The 17,505-nt window shown below is 62.9% G+C and carries 15 protein-coding genes; 11 read left to right on the forward strand and 4 right to left on the reverse strand.

The features are described from left to right. Nucleotides 1-44 precede the first annotated feature (44 nt). Nucleotides 45-3,608 (forward strand): DUF748 domain-containing protein, encoded by a 3,564-nt coding sequence (locus LQ232_RS20955; RefSeq protein ID WP_230182316.1) that lies wholly within the window; start codon nt 45-47, stop codon nt 3,606-3,608. Nucleotides 3,609-3,619: 11 nt separating this feature from the next. Here LQ232_RS20955 and LQ232_RS20960 read toward each other — a convergent pair whose 3' ends face one another. Next, nucleotides 3,620-4,435: a MerR family transcriptional regulator gene (locus tag LQ232_RS20960; protein WP_230182317.1), complete on the reverse strand. Its 816-nt coding sequence runs from the start codon at nt 4,433-4,435 to the stop codon at nt 3,620-3,622. 114 nt (nt 4,436-4,549) lie between these two features. Here LQ232_RS20960 and LQ232_RS20965 point away from each other — a divergent pair, with 114 nt between their 5' ends. Next, nucleotides 4,550-5,146, forward strand: coding sequence for a chalcone isomerase family protein (locus tag LQ232_RS20965; protein ID WP_230182318.1), 597 nt, complete (start codon nt 4,550-4,552; stop codon nt 5,144-5,146). 9 nt (nt 5,147-5,155) lie between these two features. Here LQ232_RS20965 and ubiE read toward each other — a convergent pair whose 3' ends face one another. Genes ubiE through LQ232_RS20980 form a run of 3 tightly spaced genes read right to left on the reverse strand, consistent with a single transcriptional unit; the run spans nt 5,156 to nt 8,416 of the window. Next, the gene (gene ubiE, locus LQ232_RS20970; protein ID WP_230182319.1) at nt 5,156-5,887 is read right to left on the reverse strand and encodes a bifunctional demethylmenaquinone methyltransferase/2-methoxy-6-polyprenyl-1,4-benzoquinol methylase UbiE; all 732 of its coding nucleotides are present in this window, start codon (nt 5,885-5,887) and stop codon (nt 5,156-5,158) included. Then, nucleotides 5,884-7,152 (reverse strand): NAD(P)/FAD-dependent oxidoreductase, encoded by a 1,269-nt coding sequence (locus LQ232_RS20975; protein ID WP_230182320.1) that lies wholly within the window; start codon nt 7,150-7,152, stop codon nt 5,884-5,886. Before LQ232_RS20975 ends, ubiE begins: the two co-directional genes overlap by 4 nt. A 28-nt stretch (nt 7,153-7,180) precedes the next feature. Then, nucleotides 7,181-8,416 carry a GGDEF domain-containing protein gene (locus LQ232_RS20980; RefSeq protein WP_230182321.1) on the reverse strand — a complete coding sequence of 412 codons (1,236 nt, stop codon included), beginning with the start codon at nt 8,414-8,416 and terminating at the stop codon, nt 7,181-7,183. 182 nt (nt 8,417-8,598) lie between these two features. Between LQ232_RS20980 and LQ232_RS20985 the strand changes: the two genes are divergently transcribed. From LQ232_RS20985 to glnL, 9 genes are all read left to right on the forward strand, one after another. Beyond that, nucleotides 8,599-9,420 (forward strand): TIGR00266 family protein, encoded by an 822-nt coding sequence (locus LQ232_RS20985; protein ID WP_230182322.1) that lies wholly within the window; start codon nt 8,599-8,601, stop codon nt 9,418-9,420. Nucleotides 9,421-9,533: 113 nt separating this feature from the next. Next, complete coding sequence (locus LQ232_RS20990) at nt 9,534-10,490, forward strand: YncE family protein (RefSeq protein ID WP_230182403.1); 957 nt, start codon at nt 9,534-9,536, stop codon at nt 10,488-10,490. A 10-nt stretch (nt 10,491-10,500) separates the two neighbouring features. Beyond that, entirely contained in the window at nt 10,501-11,295 is a 795-nt protein-coding gene (locus tag LQ232_RS20995) for a polysaccharide deacetylase family protein (protein ID WP_371820340.1), read from the forward strand. Between the two features lie 10 nt (nt 11,296-11,305). Beyond that, on the forward strand, nt 11,306-12,310 hold the full coding sequence (locus LQ232_RS21000) for a sterol desaturase family protein (protein ID WP_230182323.1): 1,005 nt from the start codon (nt 11,306-11,308) through the stop codon (nt 12,308-12,310). A gap of 25 nt (nt 12,311-12,335) precedes the next feature. Further along, nucleotides 12,336-13,169, forward strand: a complete 834-nt coding sequence (locus LQ232_RS21005; RefSeq protein ID WP_230182324.1) for an EI24 domain-containing protein — start codon at nt 12,336-12,338, stop codon at nt 13,167-13,169. Next, on the forward strand, nt 13,166-13,960 hold the full coding sequence (locus LQ232_RS21010; RefSeq protein ID WP_230182325.1) for a molybdopterin-binding protein: 795 nt from the start codon (nt 13,166-13,168) through the stop codon (nt 13,958-13,960). Before LQ232_RS21005 ends, LQ232_RS21010 begins: the two co-directional genes overlap by 4 nt. A gap of 279 nt (nt 13,961-14,239) precedes the next feature. Further along, entirely contained in the window at nt 14,240-15,658 is a 1,419-nt protein-coding gene (gene glnA, locus LQ232_RS21015; protein ID WP_230182326.1) for a type I glutamate--ammonia ligase, read from the forward strand. Between the two features lie 97 nt (nt 15,659-15,755). Then, nucleotides 15,756-16,313: a hypothetical protein gene (locus LQ232_RS21020; protein ID WP_230182327.1), complete on the forward strand. Its 558-nt coding sequence runs from the start codon at nt 15,756-15,758 to the stop codon at nt 16,311-16,313. Then, nucleotides 16,310-17,476 carry a nitrogen regulation protein NR(II) gene (glnL, locus tag LQ232_RS21025; RefSeq protein WP_256450107.1) on the forward strand — a complete coding sequence of 389 codons (1,167 nt, stop codon included), beginning with the start codon at nt 16,310-16,312 and terminating at the stop codon, nt 17,474-17,476. Before LQ232_RS21020 ends, glnL begins: the two co-directional genes overlap by 4 nt. Nucleotides 17,477-17,505 lie beyond the last annotated feature (29 nt).

Raw genomic sequence — 17,505 nt, forward strand, 5'->3', positions numbered from 1 at the left:
CGCCAGTCAAGACCCCCGCCTCGTTGCACCAAAAAAATGGGGCCGTGAAGGTTCTCATCGGTTTGGCAGTGTTCGCGCTGGTCTGGACGGTGCTCCTGGGTTGGTGGTTGCCCCGCTGGGTCAAAGGTCAGGTCGAGTCGGCGGCCGCTGAAACTTTGGGTACGCCCGTCACGTTGGCGGAGTTGAGCATTCAGCCTTGGACACTCACCGTGTCTTTGAAAGACCTGAAAGTGGGCCCGCCCAAGGCCGAGTTGATGCAATTGGCGGCTGCTCAGGCCCAGCTCTCGCTCGAATCCATCTGGCGCCTGGCGCCTGTCGTGCGGCGCATCACCTTGGACCAGCCGCAGGTGTGGGTCGAGCGCCAATCCGCTGACCACTTCAATTTCACCGACATCGTCAAGCGGCTGCAATCGGGGCCGTCGCAGCCGGCCAAAGACCCTGCGCGCTTTGCCGTCTACAACATCCGCATCAACAATGGGCTGGTGCGTTATTCGGACCACGTGCTGAAGCAAGAGCACCGCATCGAGGCGCTCAACATGGGCGTGCCTTTTGTCTCCAACCTGCCCAGCTTCATTTCGGTGGATGTGCAGCCCTTGCTGGAAGCGCGCGTGGACGGCAGCCCGCTGCGTGTGAGTGGCCGCACTTTGCCGTTCAGCGAAGGTTTGCGGTCCACGCTCGACCTGAATTGGCGCGACGTGGACGTGGCTCATTGGATGCTGGCAGCCAAGCCCTTCATGCCGCCATCGGTGATGGTGAGCGTTGCCAAGGGCCGGCTGGACACCCACCTGACCGTGAGTTTTGAGGAGCGCAAGCCGCCCGCGGCGGCCATCTTGACCATCCGGGGGGGCTTGAAGGTGTCGGGCATCGACCTGGACTGGCCTGCTGGGGGCGTGCAGGGGCGGTGGTCAGCGTTGGACATCGAAGGCATTGACGCGTCACCGCTGGCTCGCCAGTTGAAGATCGGCAATGTGGCACTCGCCGGCTTGCAGGTCGAGGCGAAAGACCGGCCGGCCGCGGCATCCAAGCCGGCGCCTGATAAAGCCGCCCCAGCTGCCAGTCCAGACGAGCAGCCGTGGTCGTGGTCGGTGGACAAGGTTCGCCTGGCCGCCACGAGCCTTCAGGCCGAAGCCCCAGGCGGTGGCGCTTTGCCGAAGCTTGGCCCCGTGACCTTGAGCATTGATGGCCTGAACTCGAACAACAAGGCCGCGCCGGCGGTCCTCGTGCTGGCGGCCACAGACGCTCATGGTGGGCAGGTCCAGGTCAAGGGCGTGGTGACACCCATGCTGCCGCAAGCGACCTTGACGGTGTCGGTCAGCAAGCTTCAACCCGTGCCTTGGCTGGTCGCCCTGGGCAAGACAGTGCCTTTGCCCCTGCAGGTCTTGTCAGGCGAGTTGGCCTTGAAGGCCGAGCTGCAAGCCAATGCGCAGACCTTGAGCTTGTCCCAAGGCCAGGTGCAGTTGACGAGCATCAAGACCCGGGCCACCAAGCCCAAAGCCACGGACCATGTCGATCTGGCGGCCCTGGATATGCAAGGCCTGGAGGCGCGCGTGGGGTTCGCTTCACCCTCCAGCGGGCTGCAGTCATTGAGCCTGGCCACAGTGACGATTGACAAGCTGGACGCGCAAGCCACACGTGACCCGCAGGGTCACTGGGTGATGCAGCCTGCACCTGTCACCACCAGCCACGCACCCGCCCAGCCTGCCACGGCGCAGGCCACCACCTTGGTCAACGTGGGCGAGTTGCGCTGCAAGCAATGCAAGGTCCAGGTCGACGACCAAGCGGTGACGCCCGTCGCCCGGATGTCGCTGCACCAGGTCGACCTGGGCTTGAAGAACCTGTCCAGTGATCTCACCCAGGTCATGGGTTTTGACCTGGATGGTTTGGGCCAGAGCAATGGCCGCGTCAAGCTGACAGGCGACGTGCGTGTGCAGCCGTTGCGGGTGAATGCCCAACTGGCCATCGCCGGCCTGGATCTGAAAGCCTTTCAGTCCTACATCGCGCCTTACCTCAACCTCACCTTGGTGTCGGCCAAGACCAACGTCAACGGCAAGCTCAGCCTGGAGGCCTCGCCTGGCAAGGATCCCCAGGCCGTCAATGCCCGCTACCAAGGTCGCCTCGCCCTGACGGACTTGCGCACGCAAGACAGCGTCAACCAGGCCGATTTTTTACGTTGGCGGTCATTGGCACTGGATGGGCTGGATGTGAACTGGAAGGCCGGCGCGCTCAATGCCGACCTGGGCCGCATCGCGCTCAATGACTTCTACGGCCGACTCATCATCAACCCCACGGGCAAGCTCAACCTGTCGGATCTGGTCAAGCACGAAGCGGGCACCCAAGCCCAATCGCTGACCACGCCACAAGCCAGCCCGCCAGTGGCGCCACCTGTGGCTGCATCGGCGGCGGCCAGCGCGCCTGCACCAGCTTCGCCCGCCCTGGCCGGCATGAACCTGCGCTGGCAGGGCATCAAGTTGAGCAAAGGCCGCATCGACTTCACCGACAACTTCATCAAGCCGAACTACTCGGCCCGCCTCACGCAGGTGGAGGGCGATGTGTCGGCCGTGGCCTCGTCCAAGCCCGAGCCCGCCACCGTCAAGATCTCGGGCGCGGTGGACGACAGCGCCCCTTTGTTGATCACCGGGCAATTGCACCCGCTGGGCCCGCGCCTGTACACCGACATCCAGGGCTCGGCCAAAGGCATCGAGCTGACGCGCCTGACGCCATACGCCGGTCGCTATGCCGGCTATGCGATCGAGAAAGGCACGCTGTCAGTGACCGTGCACTACAAGGTCGACAACGGCAAACTCGAGGCCGAGAACCAGATCTTCCTGGACCAACTCACCTTTGGCGACAAGGTCGACAGCCCAGATGCCACCAGCCTGCCCGTGCAGTTCGCCGTGTCGCTGCTCAAGAACAGCCGTGGCGAGATCGACGTCAGCCTGCCGGTCTCGGGGTCGCTGGACGATCCGCAGTTTTCGGTGGGCAGCATCATCTGGCGCGTGGTTGTCAACCTGTTGACCAAGGCCGTGAGCGCGCCATTTTCATTGCTGATGGGTGGCGGCCAGGACGAGCTGGGTTTCGTGCCCTTCGAGCCCGGTGATGACGACCTGAGCGACACAGCTCGGCAACGCCTGGACACCTTGGTCACCAAGCTGACCGACCGCCCAACCGTCAAGCTGGAGGCGACCGGCCGTGCTGATCCCGCTTTCGACGAGGAAGGCCTGCGCCAGCGCCACGTGGTGCGCCTGATGCGCCAGGCCAAAGCCAAGGCCACCGAGCAGTCATTTGGATCCGTCACCATCGACCCCGACGAGCGCGACAAGTGGCTGGCCGCTGCCTACAAAGCCGCCGACATCAAGAAGCCCCGCAACCTGGTCGGCTTGGCCAAGACCTTGCCAGCGCCCGAGATGGAAGCGTTGCTGAAAGCCGCCGCCCCTGTGGACCAGGCCAGTTTGCTGACCTTGGCGAATCGGCGTGGCGATCGGGTCAAGGCTTACCTGGCCACGAAGCTGTCGCCCGAGCGGGTGCTGCTGACGGCCTCCAAGGTCGGCACCGACCAGCTGCCCGACGACAAGGGCCCAACCACGCGCGTGCAGTTTGCGCTGAAGTGAAGTGATGACCGTCAGCGTTTTTTGCCGCCGGCCTTAAGCCGCTTCTTGATCCCGTTGTCGAACTCCTGCTGAAGCACCACCGGGAAAGCCGCCGAGATGGAGCCAATGGCCAACGGCCGCAGGCGTTCGAACACCGCATGCAGTTGCGCGATTTGCCGCGCGTCGATGGTGGTCGGGGCGTCAGAGCCTGGCGTCTTGTTGTCCTTGGTCATCGTCTGGATCAGGTCCAGGAACAGCTGCTCGACGTAGGTCTTGGCAATCGCGCGCGTGTGCCTGATCAGGTCGTCCTGCAAGTCCAGCACCGTGTCCAATGACACGCCCAGCTCGGCCAGTTGGATGCCAATGCGCTCCAGCGACGGGCTGAGCATCTCGACCTCGTCGCCCTCGACCGGCCGGTACAGACCATTCTTGGCCAGGCGCTCTTTCTGCGCCGGGCTGGCGGTGGCGCCCCAATGCGCCGCCATCTCGGCCATGGCCTTGCGCTGAGAAGGCTCTACGGTGAAGAAGCTCTTGGAAAACAGGTGGGTGACCAGCGAGTATTCGGACCAGGCGCCATCCGGGGTGTTGGCGAGCATGCCGCCAATGGCCTCCAGCCCGAAACCCTGCTGACGCAGGTCGCGGATCAATTCCAGCTTGCCCAGGTGCTCTTGCCCGTACAAGCCCAGGCGTCCCTGCAGGCGGGGCGAGGGCAACAAGCCCGCGGTTTGGTAAGCCCGGATGTTGCGAACACTCACGCCGGTCTGGTTGGCCAAGTCCTCTACCGTCATGTCCGACGTGTCGGTGGGGCGGCGGCGAGACCGTGAATGGTTGGCAGAAGAGGCAGTCATTGCAAGGTAACGGGGTGCAGTAAATAGGATGATAGCGTTGCAGTGTTGCATTTGCGATGTAACATTAACCCTGTTGCATTGGTGCGGCCATTTTTTGGGGTGTCAAAGATCGTGATGAAGGCAGTTGGTTCGATGGTGTTGGCCCTGGGCCTGTTGGGGGCAGCCACGCTGCCATCGTTGGCGAGTGCGGCTCAAGTGGTGGCGGGTGTCACGTTTGACGACCGTTGCGAAGTGGCGGGCCAATCGCTGGTGCTCAATGGCGCTGGCTTGCGCACCAAGCTCATCTTGAAGGTCTACGCCGTGGCGCTGTACCTGCCCGGGCGTGATCGCAACCCCGGCGCGGTGCTGGCCCAGCCCGGGCCCAAAAGCATCCACATCACCATGCTCAGGGATGTGCGGGGCCGTGATTTGTCGGAAGCGCTGGTCAAGGGCATGGTGGCCAACCTCAGCCCACGCGAACTGGTGGCCTTGCAGTCACGCCTGGACGACCTGCACGCCACGCTGATGTCGGCCGGTGACGCCAAGAAAGGCGATGTGATCCAACTGGATTACCTGCCTGGCTCCGGGGCGCACATTGTTCTGGGCGGCCAGCCATTGGGCAAGGACATCCCTGGCGAAGACTTCTACCAGGGGCTGCTGAAAATCTGGATTGGCGAGAAGGTCTCGGACAAAGACCTCAAGGCTGATTTGCTGGGCTTGTCGTCACGCTGAAAGGCCGGTTCAGCACTTGATGCCCATGTGGAGGGCCACCACGCCGCCCGTCATGTTGTGCACATCCACGTGGCCAAAGCCGGCGGTCTTCATCAGGCCCTTGAGCGTGGCTTGGTCGGGGTGCATGCGGATGGATTCGGCCAGGTACTTGTAGCTGGCACCATCGCCTGCCACCAGTTGTCCCAGCTTGGGCAACACGTTGAATGAATACCAGTCGTAGGCTTTTTCCAGTGGCTTGGCCACTTTTGAAAACTCCAACACCAGCAAGCGGCCACCCGGCTTGAGCACCCGGCACATCTCGGCCAGGGCCAGGTCCTTGTGGGTCATGTTGCGCAGGCCGAAGGCCACGCTGACGATGTCGAAGGTGCCGGTGGGGAAGGGCAGCTTTTCAGCGTCGCAGATGGTGGTGGGCAGGACCACGCCTTCGTTGTGCAGGCGATCGCGGCCGGTGCTGAGCATGGCCTCGTTGATGTCGGTGTGCACCACGGTGCCCGACGCGCCCACGCGCTTGGCAAAGGCCTGTGCCAGGTCGCCTGTGCCCCCCGCGATGTCCAGCACCTTGTGGCCCTCTTTGGCGCCACTGGCTGCGATGGTGTAGGCCTTCCACAAACGGTGCATGCCCATCGACATCAGGTCGTTCATGACGTCGTACTTGTTGGCCACCGAATCGAAAACCCCGCGCACGCGCTGGGCTTTTTGTGATTCGTCAACCGTCTCGAAACCGAAGTGTGTGGAGCTCATGGATGGGATCTTACCAAGCTGCGGGCGCAGGCGGCGGCGCTGGCCCAGGCCCATTGAAAGTTGTAGCCGCCCAGCCAGCCGGTCACGTCCACCACCTCGCCGATGAAGTGCAGGCCGGGCACCTTCTTGCTCTCCATGGTTTGTGAGCTCAGCTCTTGCGTGTTCACGCCACCGGCGGTCACCTCGGCCTTGGCGTAGCCTTCGGTGCCCTTGGGTGTGATGGTCCACGCATTGGCTGAGGCCCCCAGGGCGTCCAGGTCGCGGTCTTTCATCTCTGCCAGTGGGGCGTCGGGGCGCAAGGCGGGCAGGGCGATGGCGGCTTGCTCCAGCCAAGTTTGGGCCAGGCGCTGCGGCACGCCTTCGGGCAGGGCCTGCGCCCAGGCCGACGACAGCTGCTTGCGGGAGCCGGTCTTGGCTTGTTTCAGCGCATCGGCCAGGCTGCCCTGCGGTGCGATGTCGATGGTCAAGGCCTGGCCGGGCCGCCAATAGCTGGAGATCTGCAGCACGGCCGGGCCGCTGAGCCCGCGGTGAGTGAGCAACAGGTCTTCCAGAAAATGCACGCTGCTGGTCTGCTTGCGTTTGCCGGTCGATTCCATGCTCACCGACACATCCACCGGCAAGGCGATGCCTGACAAGGCCGACCAGGGCGCCCACTCAGCCGCGTCAAAAGTCAGGGGTACCAGCGCCGGCCGCAGCGCCACGATGGTGTGGCCCAATTGCTGCGCCAACTTCTGGCCAAAGTCCGTGGCGCCAATTTTGGGGATCGACAAGCCTCCGGTGGCAATGACCACCTGGTGTGCTTGCACCGTGCCCTGGTCGGTGTCCAGCTCAAAGCGCTGGCCAGCGCCGCCCTGGATGGGCCGTACTTGCTTGACCCCGCAAGGCTGCCAACGCACCACGCCACCGGCTTCACATTCCTTCAGCAACATCTGGATGAGGTCGTCGGCACGCCGATCGCAGAACAACTGGCCTTTGTGCTTCTCGTGCCAAGGGATGCCGTGGCGGTCCACCAGCGCGATGAAATCCTGCGGTGTGTAGCCCGCGAGGGCCGAGCGGCAGAAGTGAGGGTTCTCGCTCAGGAAGTTGGCGGGCGTCACATCCTTGTTGGTGAAGTTGCTCCGGCCGCCCCCCGAGATGCGGATTTTCTCGGCCACTTTCTCGGCATGGTCGATCACCAGGACCTTGAGCCCCCGTTGCCCGGCGATGCCGGCGCAAAACAGACCGGCCGCGCCTGCGCCGATCACCACCACGTCAAATTGCTGCATGGCGGGATTGTCGCGCCTTATCAGCGTCTCAGTGCGTGCTCATCCCGAAGGGACGCGTGCTGGTGAACACGGCTTCGCCATCGGCGTCTTCGGCGGCCACCGCGCGGCTGCGGCCTTGGCGTTTCGCTTCGAACAAGGCTTGGTCAGCGCGGTGGGTGGCTTCGGGCAGGGACTCGCCCGGCATGATCTGCACCACGCCGAAACTCAGGCTCAAGGGGGCCTGCTGCAAGGCATGGCGTTCGGTGTCGACGTGGCGCACCATGCGGTCGGCCACATGCAAGGCGTCGTTCACGCTGGTCTCGGGCAGCAGGGCGATGAACTCATCGCCACCGATGCGGCCCAGCAGATCCCGGCTGCGCAGCATCTTGCGCGCGCCACCGGCCACCAGCTTGAGGGCTTCATCGCCCGCGCCATGCCCGAACTCGTCGTTGATCTGCTTGAAGTGGTCGATGTCGAACAGCATCAACGAGGCGCTGCCGGGCGCGCACAGGCGCATGGTCTGGCTGGCGATCTCGTTGAAGTGGCGGCGGTTGGGCACCTGGGTGAGCATGTCGAAATCGGCCAGCACGCGCAGTTGCCGGTGTGATTCGCGCAGGTCGTGTTCGGTGCGTTCGTAAGTCAGCAGCAGGCACATGTAGACCGAGAACATCACGCCGATCACCAGTCCCAGCATGGACGAGGGCAACTGGATCAGGCTTGGGTCGTTGACGACCATGCCCCACGAGGCGATGCCCGTCAGCATGCGGGGCACCTGGAAGATCGCGCCGCCCAGCAGGAACAAGAGGATGACCTTGAGGTAGACGCTTTGCCGCCAATCGCGGATGCAACTCACGATCCAGGCGCAATACAGGTAGCCGCAGATGTTGACCAGGCTGAACACCGCCACGCGAGAGCCCACGTCATCCGGATTGGCCTGCCAAACCCACAGCCAGCCGGAGAAGCCGATGAACAGCAGGAAATAGTCGACCCACGGCTCGGTGGGCAGGTTGCTGCGCACGTAGAAGCGCCGCATGCCACCCAGCATGGTCAGGGGCCATTGCAGTGACAACAGGACCGACACGGCCAGCATGATGGGGTGCGCATCCTTGAAGAGCAAGGACGCCGCACTGATGGTGTTGCCCCACTGCGCCACCGTCCACCACCAGTAGCCGCGGTAGGTGCGCTGAGTCAGGCCGACCAGGGTCATGATGCCCGAGGCGGTGAACAGGACCAGGCCCAGGACCAAGGCCAGGGTGGGGGTGTGGAGGGGCTCTAGGTGGAACATCGATGAACGCTGATCATGCGCGTGGCGCGGGTGGCTTTGGGCGACAATCTGAAGGGCGCGACAGCCCCGATCATGAAACACTTTTGGGTGCTTGTGGTGCCCTTAGTTTCCCCCAAGCGCCCGCCATTTGCGGGGGGGCAAGCGGGTAAAGATCGTGTATTTAACGGAACAGGAGACAAGTCATGGCCATGGATGTGGTGGATTTCGAGATCAAGGGCGCGGAGATGCAGTTTGTCGAGGTGGAGCTCGACCCCGGCGAGGCTGCCATCGGCGAGGCCGGCAGCATGATGTTCATGGACGCGGGCATCGAGATGGACACCATCTTTGGCGATGGCTCTGGCAACCAGTCCGGCGGCCTGTTCGGCAAGCTGCTGGGCGCTGGCAAGCGCTTGATCACGGGTGAATCCTTGTTCACCACCATTTTCACCAACCAGGGTTCCGGCAAGAAACGCGTTGCGTTTGCCGCTCCATATCCAGGCAAGATTTTGCCCATGGACTTGAGCCAGCTGGGTGGCAGGTTGATTTGCCAGAAGGATTCCTTCCTGTGCGCTGCGCGCGGCGTGTCGCTGGGCATCGCATTGCAAAAGAAACTGGGCACCGGATTCTTTGGTGGTGAAGGTTTCATCATGCAAAAGCTGGAAGGCGATGGCTTGGCGTTTGTCCATGCGGGGGGCACCGTGGTTCGCCGCGACCTCAAGCCCGGCGAGACCCTGCTGATCGACACGGGTTGCGTGGTGGCCTACACCAGCGATGTCGATTTCGACATCCAGTACGTGGGCAAGATCAAGACGGCCTTGTTTGGCGGCGAAGGCCTGTTCCTGGCCAAGGTGAGCGGCCCCGGGCAGGTTTGGCTGCAAAGCCTGCCGTTTTCTCGTCTGGCTTCTCGCATCTTTGCCGCCGCGCCGCAAAACCGTGGTGGTGGCGGCCGCGAAGAAGGCTCTTTGCTGGGTGGCTTCGGCGCTGGCGGCCTGCTGGGCTCGGTATTGGGCGGAAGCGACGACTAATTGTCTCGAGTGGGCAGTGAATGCGGCGCGTACACTGCCCGCCTTGACCCCAGGTGATCCAATTGACGAAGTTTTTCAATCAATGCGCACCGCGGTGGCTTCACGCCGCCGCCTTGCTGCTGACGCTGTGCGTCTCCAACGCTGGCGCCGCGCCCATTTTTGCCCTCAATTCGCTGGATGCCACCATCAGCATCATCGACCCGGTGAGCTTCAAGGAGGTCCGGCGCGTGCCCACCGGCAAGGAGCCGCACCACCTGTATTTGTCTCCTGACGAAAAATCCTTGATCGTGGCCAACGCCTTGAGCGACTCGCTGACCTTGATTGACCCCAAGACCGGTGAAGTCCAGCGCGTGATCGAGAACATCGCCGATCCCTACCAGTTGCGCTTTTCGCCCGACATGAAGTGGTTCGTGACCACGGCCAACCGCCTCAACCACGTGGACATCTACCGCGTGACCATGCGGGTCGGTGGTGGTTTTGACCTGACCCTGGCCAAACGTGTGCCCACTGGCAAAACACCCAGCCACCTCAACATCGACAGCAAAAGCACCGTGGTCTATTCGACCATGCAGGACAGTGACGAGCTGATTGCCATCGACCTGGCCACGCAAACGCCGCGTTGGAAGGTGCCGGTGGGCAAGATGCCCGCCGACATCTTCATCACCCCCGATGACATGCGCATTCTGATCGGCCTGACGGGTGACACCTATGCCGAGGTCTATGACGTCAGCGGCGCCAAGCCGGTGCTGGTCAAGCGCCTGGTCACTGGCGCGGGCGCCCACGCTTTCCGCGCCTGGGGCGACAAGCGCCATGTGCTGCTGAGCAACCGGGCGGCCAACACCATCAGCCGCATCGACATGCAGACGCTCACGGTGGTGGACACCTACCCGGCACCGGGCGGCCCAGATTGCATGGACTTGTCCGCCGACACCAAAACGATCCTGGTGACCTCGCGCTGGGCCCGGAAAGTCACCTTCATCGACACCGTTGCCAAGAAAGTGGTGCGGCAAGTGAAGGTAGGCCGCTCACCCCACGGCGTGTGGACGCTGGACCACGCGCCCATGCGTTGAGGTGGCCAGCATGCGCTTGCTCCGTGCCCTCGCGGTCTTGATGACCACCCTGGGCTGCGCGACGGCTTTTGCCGACGGGACGTGCGCCAAGCCGGTCTACCTCACGATCGACACCGGCCACATGGGCGTGGCGCCTTTGATCGTTGACGTGCTCAAACGCCAGCACGTCAAGGCCACATTCTTCCTGGCCAATGAGCGAACCCAGGCGGTGGGCGACAAGGCTGCCGGCACCACCCTGGATGACCAATGGGCTCCCTGGTGGAAGGCCCTGGCCGCCGATGGCCATGACTTTGGTTCGCACACCTGGGATCACCTGATCTGGCGCGCCGACAAGCCCAAAGGCTTTGTCTTGCAAGCCACGGCTGGCCCCCGCACTGGTCAGAAACTCCAGCTCAGCCAAGCTGACTATTGTGAGGAGTTGGCCAAGCCTGCCCGCCGCTTCCAGGCCATGACCGGGCGGCCCATGCGGGCCTTGTTCCGGGCCCCGGGCGGCAAGACCTCGCCAGCCTTGCTCAGCGCCGCCAAGGCCTGCGGCTGGCAGCACGTGCCGTGGGCGCCGGCTGGTTTCCTCGGCGATGAATTGTCCAGCGATCGCTACCCTAACCAGGTTTTGCTCGATCGCGCCTTGCGCGATGTGCGCAGTGGCGACATCTTGCTCATGCACTTGGGCATCTGGTCCCGTCAAGACCCTTGGGCGCCTGCCGTGCTGGAGCCCTTGATCACCGGCCTCAAGGCCAAGGGCTTGTGCTTTGCCACCTTGCGCGACCACCCCGCGTACGCGCAGGTGGGCACCGCCCCCCGTTGAGGCGTTTGCCATGATCGACCTCGACATCATCTCCGGCTTGAGCGATGCCTTTGGCAACGTACAGCAATGGCTGTTCGAAACGGTGGTGCAGCCTGCGGTGTATGGCCTGGGCATGGGCAATCTGCTGGAGGACGCTTACGAGGCCACCGGCTGGCTGATGGTCGGCCTCATCCAGTTGCTGGTGATGCTTTGCCTGCTGGCGCCCCTGCAACGGTGGCGCCCGGTCGAGCCCTTGCACGACCGCATGGCCGTGCGGGTGGACATGGTCTACACCTTCATCCACCGGCTGGGCCTGTTCAGGCTGCTGATGTTTTTCTCCGTTGAGCCCCTGCTGGACGAGGTTTTCGGCTCGGCCCGCGTGCACGGCATCGACGGCATTCAGCTGGACGCGCTGATGCAAGGCTGGTGGCCCGGCGTGACCGACACCGCCCTGGCCAGTTTCATCTTGTACCTGCTGGTGTTTGACCTGGTGGATTACTGGATCCACCGGGGGCAGCATGGCCTGGGCCGCTGGTGGGCACTGCATTCGCTGCACCACAGCCAGCGCCAGATGACGATGTGGAGCGACAACCGCAACCACTTGCTCGATGACCTGATCCGGGACACCATCATCGCCTTCACGGCCCGTGCCATTGGCGTGCCACCGGGGCAGTTCATTGCCGTGGTGGCCTTCACGCAGTTGATGGAAAGCCTGGCCCATGCCAATGCGCGCCTCACCTTTGGCTGGCTGGGCGAACGCCTGCTGGTCAGCCCGCGTTTTCACCGCATCCACCATGGCATTGGGATAGGGCATGAGGGGCCGACTCCCGGCACCTTGGGCGGCTGCAACTTCGCCGTGCTGTTCCCGGTGTGGGACATCCTCTTTGGCACCGCCCGCATCGACACGCGTCCGGGCCTGGCCATGGAGCCCACGGGCGTGCGCGATCAACTGCCTGAATTTGGCGGCAAGGACTACGGGCGTGGCTTCTGGGCCCAGCAATGGTTGGGCTTGAAAAGACTGGTCCAGGGCAGCTGAACCCGACCTTGGGTATCCTGTCGTCATGCAAAAGACGATCGATGCTTTCTGGCGTGCCGCGGCCTACTGCCTTCATCCCCGTGTGATCTGGCTGTCCTTGCTGCCTTTGCTGGCAGCGGCTGTGCTGTCAGTGGGCCTGGCTCACTTTTACTGGGAGGACGCCGTGGCTGGCGTGCTTCAGGGTCTGCACAGCTGGGCCATCAGCCAGACGCTGATGGATTGGCTGGACACCGTGGGGGCTTCAGGCTTGCGGGCTGTCATCGCGCCCTTGATCGTGGTGGTGCTGGCCGTGCCCTTGCTGGTGGTGTTGTCGCTGCTGCTGGTGGCCACCCTCATGATGCCCGCGCTCGTTCGGTTGGTGGTTCAGCGGCGTTTCGCCGGGCTGGAGGTGCGCCACGAGGCGCCCTGGTGGACTTCCCTGTCGTGGTCATTGGGCGCCACCTTGATCGCCGTGCTGGTGATGGTGGTCAGCTTGCCGCTGTGGCTCATTCCACCGTTCGGGCTCATCCTGCCGCCCCTCATCTGGGGTTGGCTCACCTACCGCGTCATGGCCTTCGATGCGCTGGCAGGCCATGCCACCGTGCAAGAGCGCGTCACCCTGCTTCAGGATCACCGCGTGCCTTTGCTCATCATGGGCGTGGTGTCGGGCTACCTCGGTGCGGCACCCACGGCTTTGTGGGCGGTGCTTGGGGCGATCTCCGTGGTCGTGGCCCCCTTGCTCATCGTGGCCTCGGTGTGGGTGTACACGCTGGTGTTTGCTTTTTCGTCGCTGTGGTTCAGCCACTATTTGCTGGCCGCCTTGCGTGACTTGCGCTCGGCCAGCCCCACGCCTCAACTCGTTATCCTGGACCCGGCATGATCGGCATCATCATCATTGGCGACGAAATCCTCAGCGGGCGCCGCGAAGACAAGCACCTGGTCAAGGCCATCGAGCTGCTCAAAGAGCGAGGTTTGCGTTTGTCCTGGGCCCGCTACGTGGGCGATGAGCCCGAGCACATCACCGCCGAGCTGCGCCATGCCTTGAGCGGCAGCGACGTGGTGTTCTCGTTCGGCGGCATTGGCGCTACCCCGGACGACCACACCCGGGCCTGTGCCGGTGCGGCCTGGGGCCGAGACCTGACGCTGCACCCCGAGGCGCGCGAGTTGATCCTGGCGCGCAGCAAGGCCATGGCCGAGAAAGAAGGCACGCCGTTTTTGCCCGATCACCCCGATACCCTTCGCCGTCTGGACATGGGACGCTTTCCGCAAGGCGCCACCATCATCCCCAATCCCTACAACCAGATCCCTGGTTTCTCGATCGAAAGCCGCGTTCATTTCTTGCCCGGCTTTCCCGTCATGGCGTGGCCCATGATGGCCTGGGTGCTGGACGAGTTGCACGCCGATCTGCATGGGCAGTCGCAGCAAGTTGAGCACTCTGTCATCGTCTATGCCATGGCCGAGTCCGTGTTGACGCCGATGATGGTGGAGCTGGAGCAGCGCTTCGCCGGTGTTCGCGTGTTCAGTTTGCCCAGCGTGGATCACCCGGTGCATGGACGCCACATTGAGCTTGGGGTCAAAGGCATGGCCCCAGAGGTGGGGCAGGCCTTTGAGTGGATGAGGGCAGCGCTTGTCCAAATCGGTGCGTCATGCGGCCCAATAATGGTGCGTTAGATAAATTGCTTTTTTATTGCACCATTTTAGTGCAAAACGAGCGTGTCTTGAGCATCAGAGGGTGCTCACTCCTCGCTGAAAACTCGGCGCATGGCGTGTTGGGGTGCATCAGGCACCGATTTTGTGGGGTCGCCAGCGGCTTGAATTGCCGAATTCCCGAAGATGACCACCCCGTCGGCGGCACGCTTTCTGCTATTACACTGCGCGCTGTTTCTGATCTGGAAACAACCTCATTCGATTACCCCTGCTTTAACTTAAGCCTCTGGCTAGGAGCTTCTGATGGCCAATAAGACCGTCGCCGACGTGATGAAGTTGGTGAAAGACAACGAAGTCAAGTTTGTTGATTTCCGTTTCACCGACACCCGCGGCAAAGAACAGCACGTCACCGTGCCCGTGTCGCACTTCGACGAAGACAAATTCACCTCGGGCCACGCCTTCGACGGCTCCTCGATCGCCGGATGGAAGGGCATTGAAGCCTCCGACATGCAGTTGATGCCTGACCCCAACACGGCCAACATCGACCCCTTCTTCGAAGAACCCACGCTGATCCTGTCTTGCGACGTGGTCGAGCCTGCCGACGGCAAGCCCTACGAGCGCGATCCCCGCTCGCTGGCCAAGCGTGCTGAAGCCTACATGAAGGCCTCCGGCCTGGGCGACACCGCCTACTTCGGTCCTGAGCCTGAATTCTTCGTGTTCGACAGCGTCCGCTGGGGCAACGACATGTCCGGCTGCTTCTCGAAGATCGAATCCGAAGAAGCTTCGTGGAACACCGGCAAGGAATACGAGCACGGCAACACGGGTCACCGTCCCGCCGTCAAGGGTGGCTACTTCCCCGTGCCTCCCGTTGACAGCTTCCAGGACATGCGCTCGGAAATGTGCCTGATCCTCGAATCGCTGGGCATTCCCGTTGAAGTGCACCACCACGAAGTGGCCAACGCTGGCCAGATGGAAATTGGCACCAAGTTCAGCACGCTGATCCAGCGCGCCGACTGGGTCCAGCTGCAAAAGTACGTGATCCAGAACGTCGCCCACGCCTATGGCAAGACCGCGACCTTCATGCCCAAGCCCATCGTTGGCGACAACGGTTCCGGCATGCACGTTCACCAATCGGTCTGGAAAGACGGCAAGAACCTGTTCGCAGGCGACGGCTACGCTGGCCTGAGCGAATATGCGCTGTTCTACATCGGCGGCATCATCAAGCACGCCCGTGCCCTGAACGCCATCACCAACCCTGGCACGAACTCGTACAAGCGTCTGGTGCCTGGCTTCGAAGCCCCGGTGAAGCTGGCCTACTCGGCCAAGAACCGCTCGGCCTCGATCCGGATTCCTCACGTGGCGAACCCCAAGGGCCGTCGCGTGGAAGCCCGCTTCCCCGATCCACTGATGAACCCCTACCTGGGTTTCTCGGCACTGCTGATGGCCGGTCTGGACGGCGTGGAAAACAAGATCCATCCTGGCGAAGCCGCCACGAAGGACCTGTACCACCTGCCCCCAGAGGAAGATGCACTGATCCCCACCGTTTGCCACAGCCTGGACCAGGCTCTGGAATACCTGGACAAGGACCGTGCGTTCCTGACCAAGGGTGGTGTGTTCACCGACGCTTATATCGACGCTTACATCGAGCTGAAGATGCAGGAAGTCACCCGCTTCCGCATGGCCACTCACCCGGTCGAGTTCGACATGTACTACAGCCTGTGATTCCTCCCGGGATCACGCCATGGCGTGTGTAAAAGGGGCGACTCCGGTCGCCCCTTTTTGCTTTTCAAGCGTTATGGGTGCTGGGCTGAAGGCATACTTGCCCCGAATCAAGCTGGAGCGCTCCGACATGCACGACAGGAAGAACACTTTGACCGAGGGTTGGGCCCCTGCTGCCCGTGGTCTGGCTTTGGTGGCATGGCTGCTGGCCGGGTCTGCCCAGGCGCAGGCGGAAGACAAGCCTGTCTACCGCTGTCCCGGCAACCTCTACACCGATGCCTTGTCGGCCAAGGAGGCGATTGGCAAGGGATGCAAGACGCTGGAAGGCGCGCCCATCACGGTGATCCAGTCGATCAAGCCCAAGGCAGCTTCCACGTCATCGTCCTCCACCGGCGGTGAAAAAGTGGCCGCCGATGACCAGAAGGCCCGCGATGCCGACAAGCGCCGCATCCTGGAGGCCGAGCTTCAGAAGGAAGAAGCCGCGCTGAGCGCCTTGCAAAAGCAATACAACAATGGCCAGCCCGAACGCCAGGGCGACGAGCGCAATTTTCAGAAATACCAGGACCGCGTCAATGAGCTGAAGGCCGCCTTGACCCGCAAGGAGGCAGACGTGGCCGCACTGAGGCGTGAGCTGACCGCGGCAGGAAGCGGCAAGTGAGCCAGGCGGCTTCATCGGGGCGGGGTGGTGCGCACTCTGGGCGCCAATCCAGCATGGCGCGGGGTGGGTCCACCGTGGACCCCAGCGAAGTTCAAAAACTCTTGCCCAGCGGTCTGGAGGTGTTCGACTATCTGGCCACCATGGTGGCCGTGGTGGAGCCTGACGGGCAATGCCTGTTCGCCAATGCCGCTTTTGAAGAGGTGCTGGGCTTGTCGCGCCGCAGTGTCTTGCGCGAGTCGATCTTCGATTGGTTCGAAGACCCCATGCTGCTGCAAGACATCGTGGGCGCCGTGGCGCGCAACGAATTCGCCACCAGCCGCATCGAGGCCCAACTCAAGCGACATCCCCATGTTTTTGTGGATTCGCTGCCTGTTCAGGTGATCGTGACGCGGCTGGAGCATGCCGATCTGGTTCTGATCGAGCTGGTCGAGGTCGAGCAGCAAACCCGCCAAGAGCGCGAAGAGCGCGCCTTGGACCAGGCCCAGGCCAACAAAGAGCTGATCCGCAACCTGGCTCACGAGATCAAGAACCCCTTGGGCGGCATCCGTGGCTCGGCGCAACTGCTGCAGATGGAACTCGAGTCCAAGTCGCTGACCGAGTACACCCAGGTCATCATCCACGAGGCCGATCGGCTTCAAGCGCTGGTCGATCGCCTGCTGGCGCCGCACCGCCGGCCGCACCTGGTGGGCGACGTGAATGTGCACGAGGTGTGTGAGCGGGTTCGCTCTCTGATCCTGGCCGAGTTCCCCAAGGGGCTGAAGGTCTGGCGCGATTACGACACTTCCTTGCCCGAGTTCCGGGGCGACCGCGAGCAACTGATCCAGGCCGTGTTGAACATTGCCCACAACGCGGCCCAGGCCTTGTCGGACCGGATTCAGACTGGCGACGCCATGCTGACCTTGCGCACGCGGGTGGCTCGTCGCGTCACCATCAATCGGCAATTGCACCGCCTGGCACTGGTCTTGCATATCGAGGACAACGGCCCGGGTATTCCTGAGTCCATCCGCGATCGCATCTTCTACCCATTGGTGTCTGGGCGAGACGGTGGTTCGGGACTGGGTCTGACATTGGCACAAACCTTCGTTCAACAGCACCAAGGCACCATCGAATGCGAGAGCGAGCCAGGACGCACGGTTTTCAAGTTATTGATTCCCTTGCCGTGACCGGGCTGCCCTGTCAGCATTCGACCATC

This window comes from Aquabacterium sp. CECT 9606, assembly GCF_918741295.1.
Lineage (GTDB): Bacteria > Pseudomonadota > Gammaproteobacteria > Burkholderiales > Burkholderiaceae_C > Aquabacterium.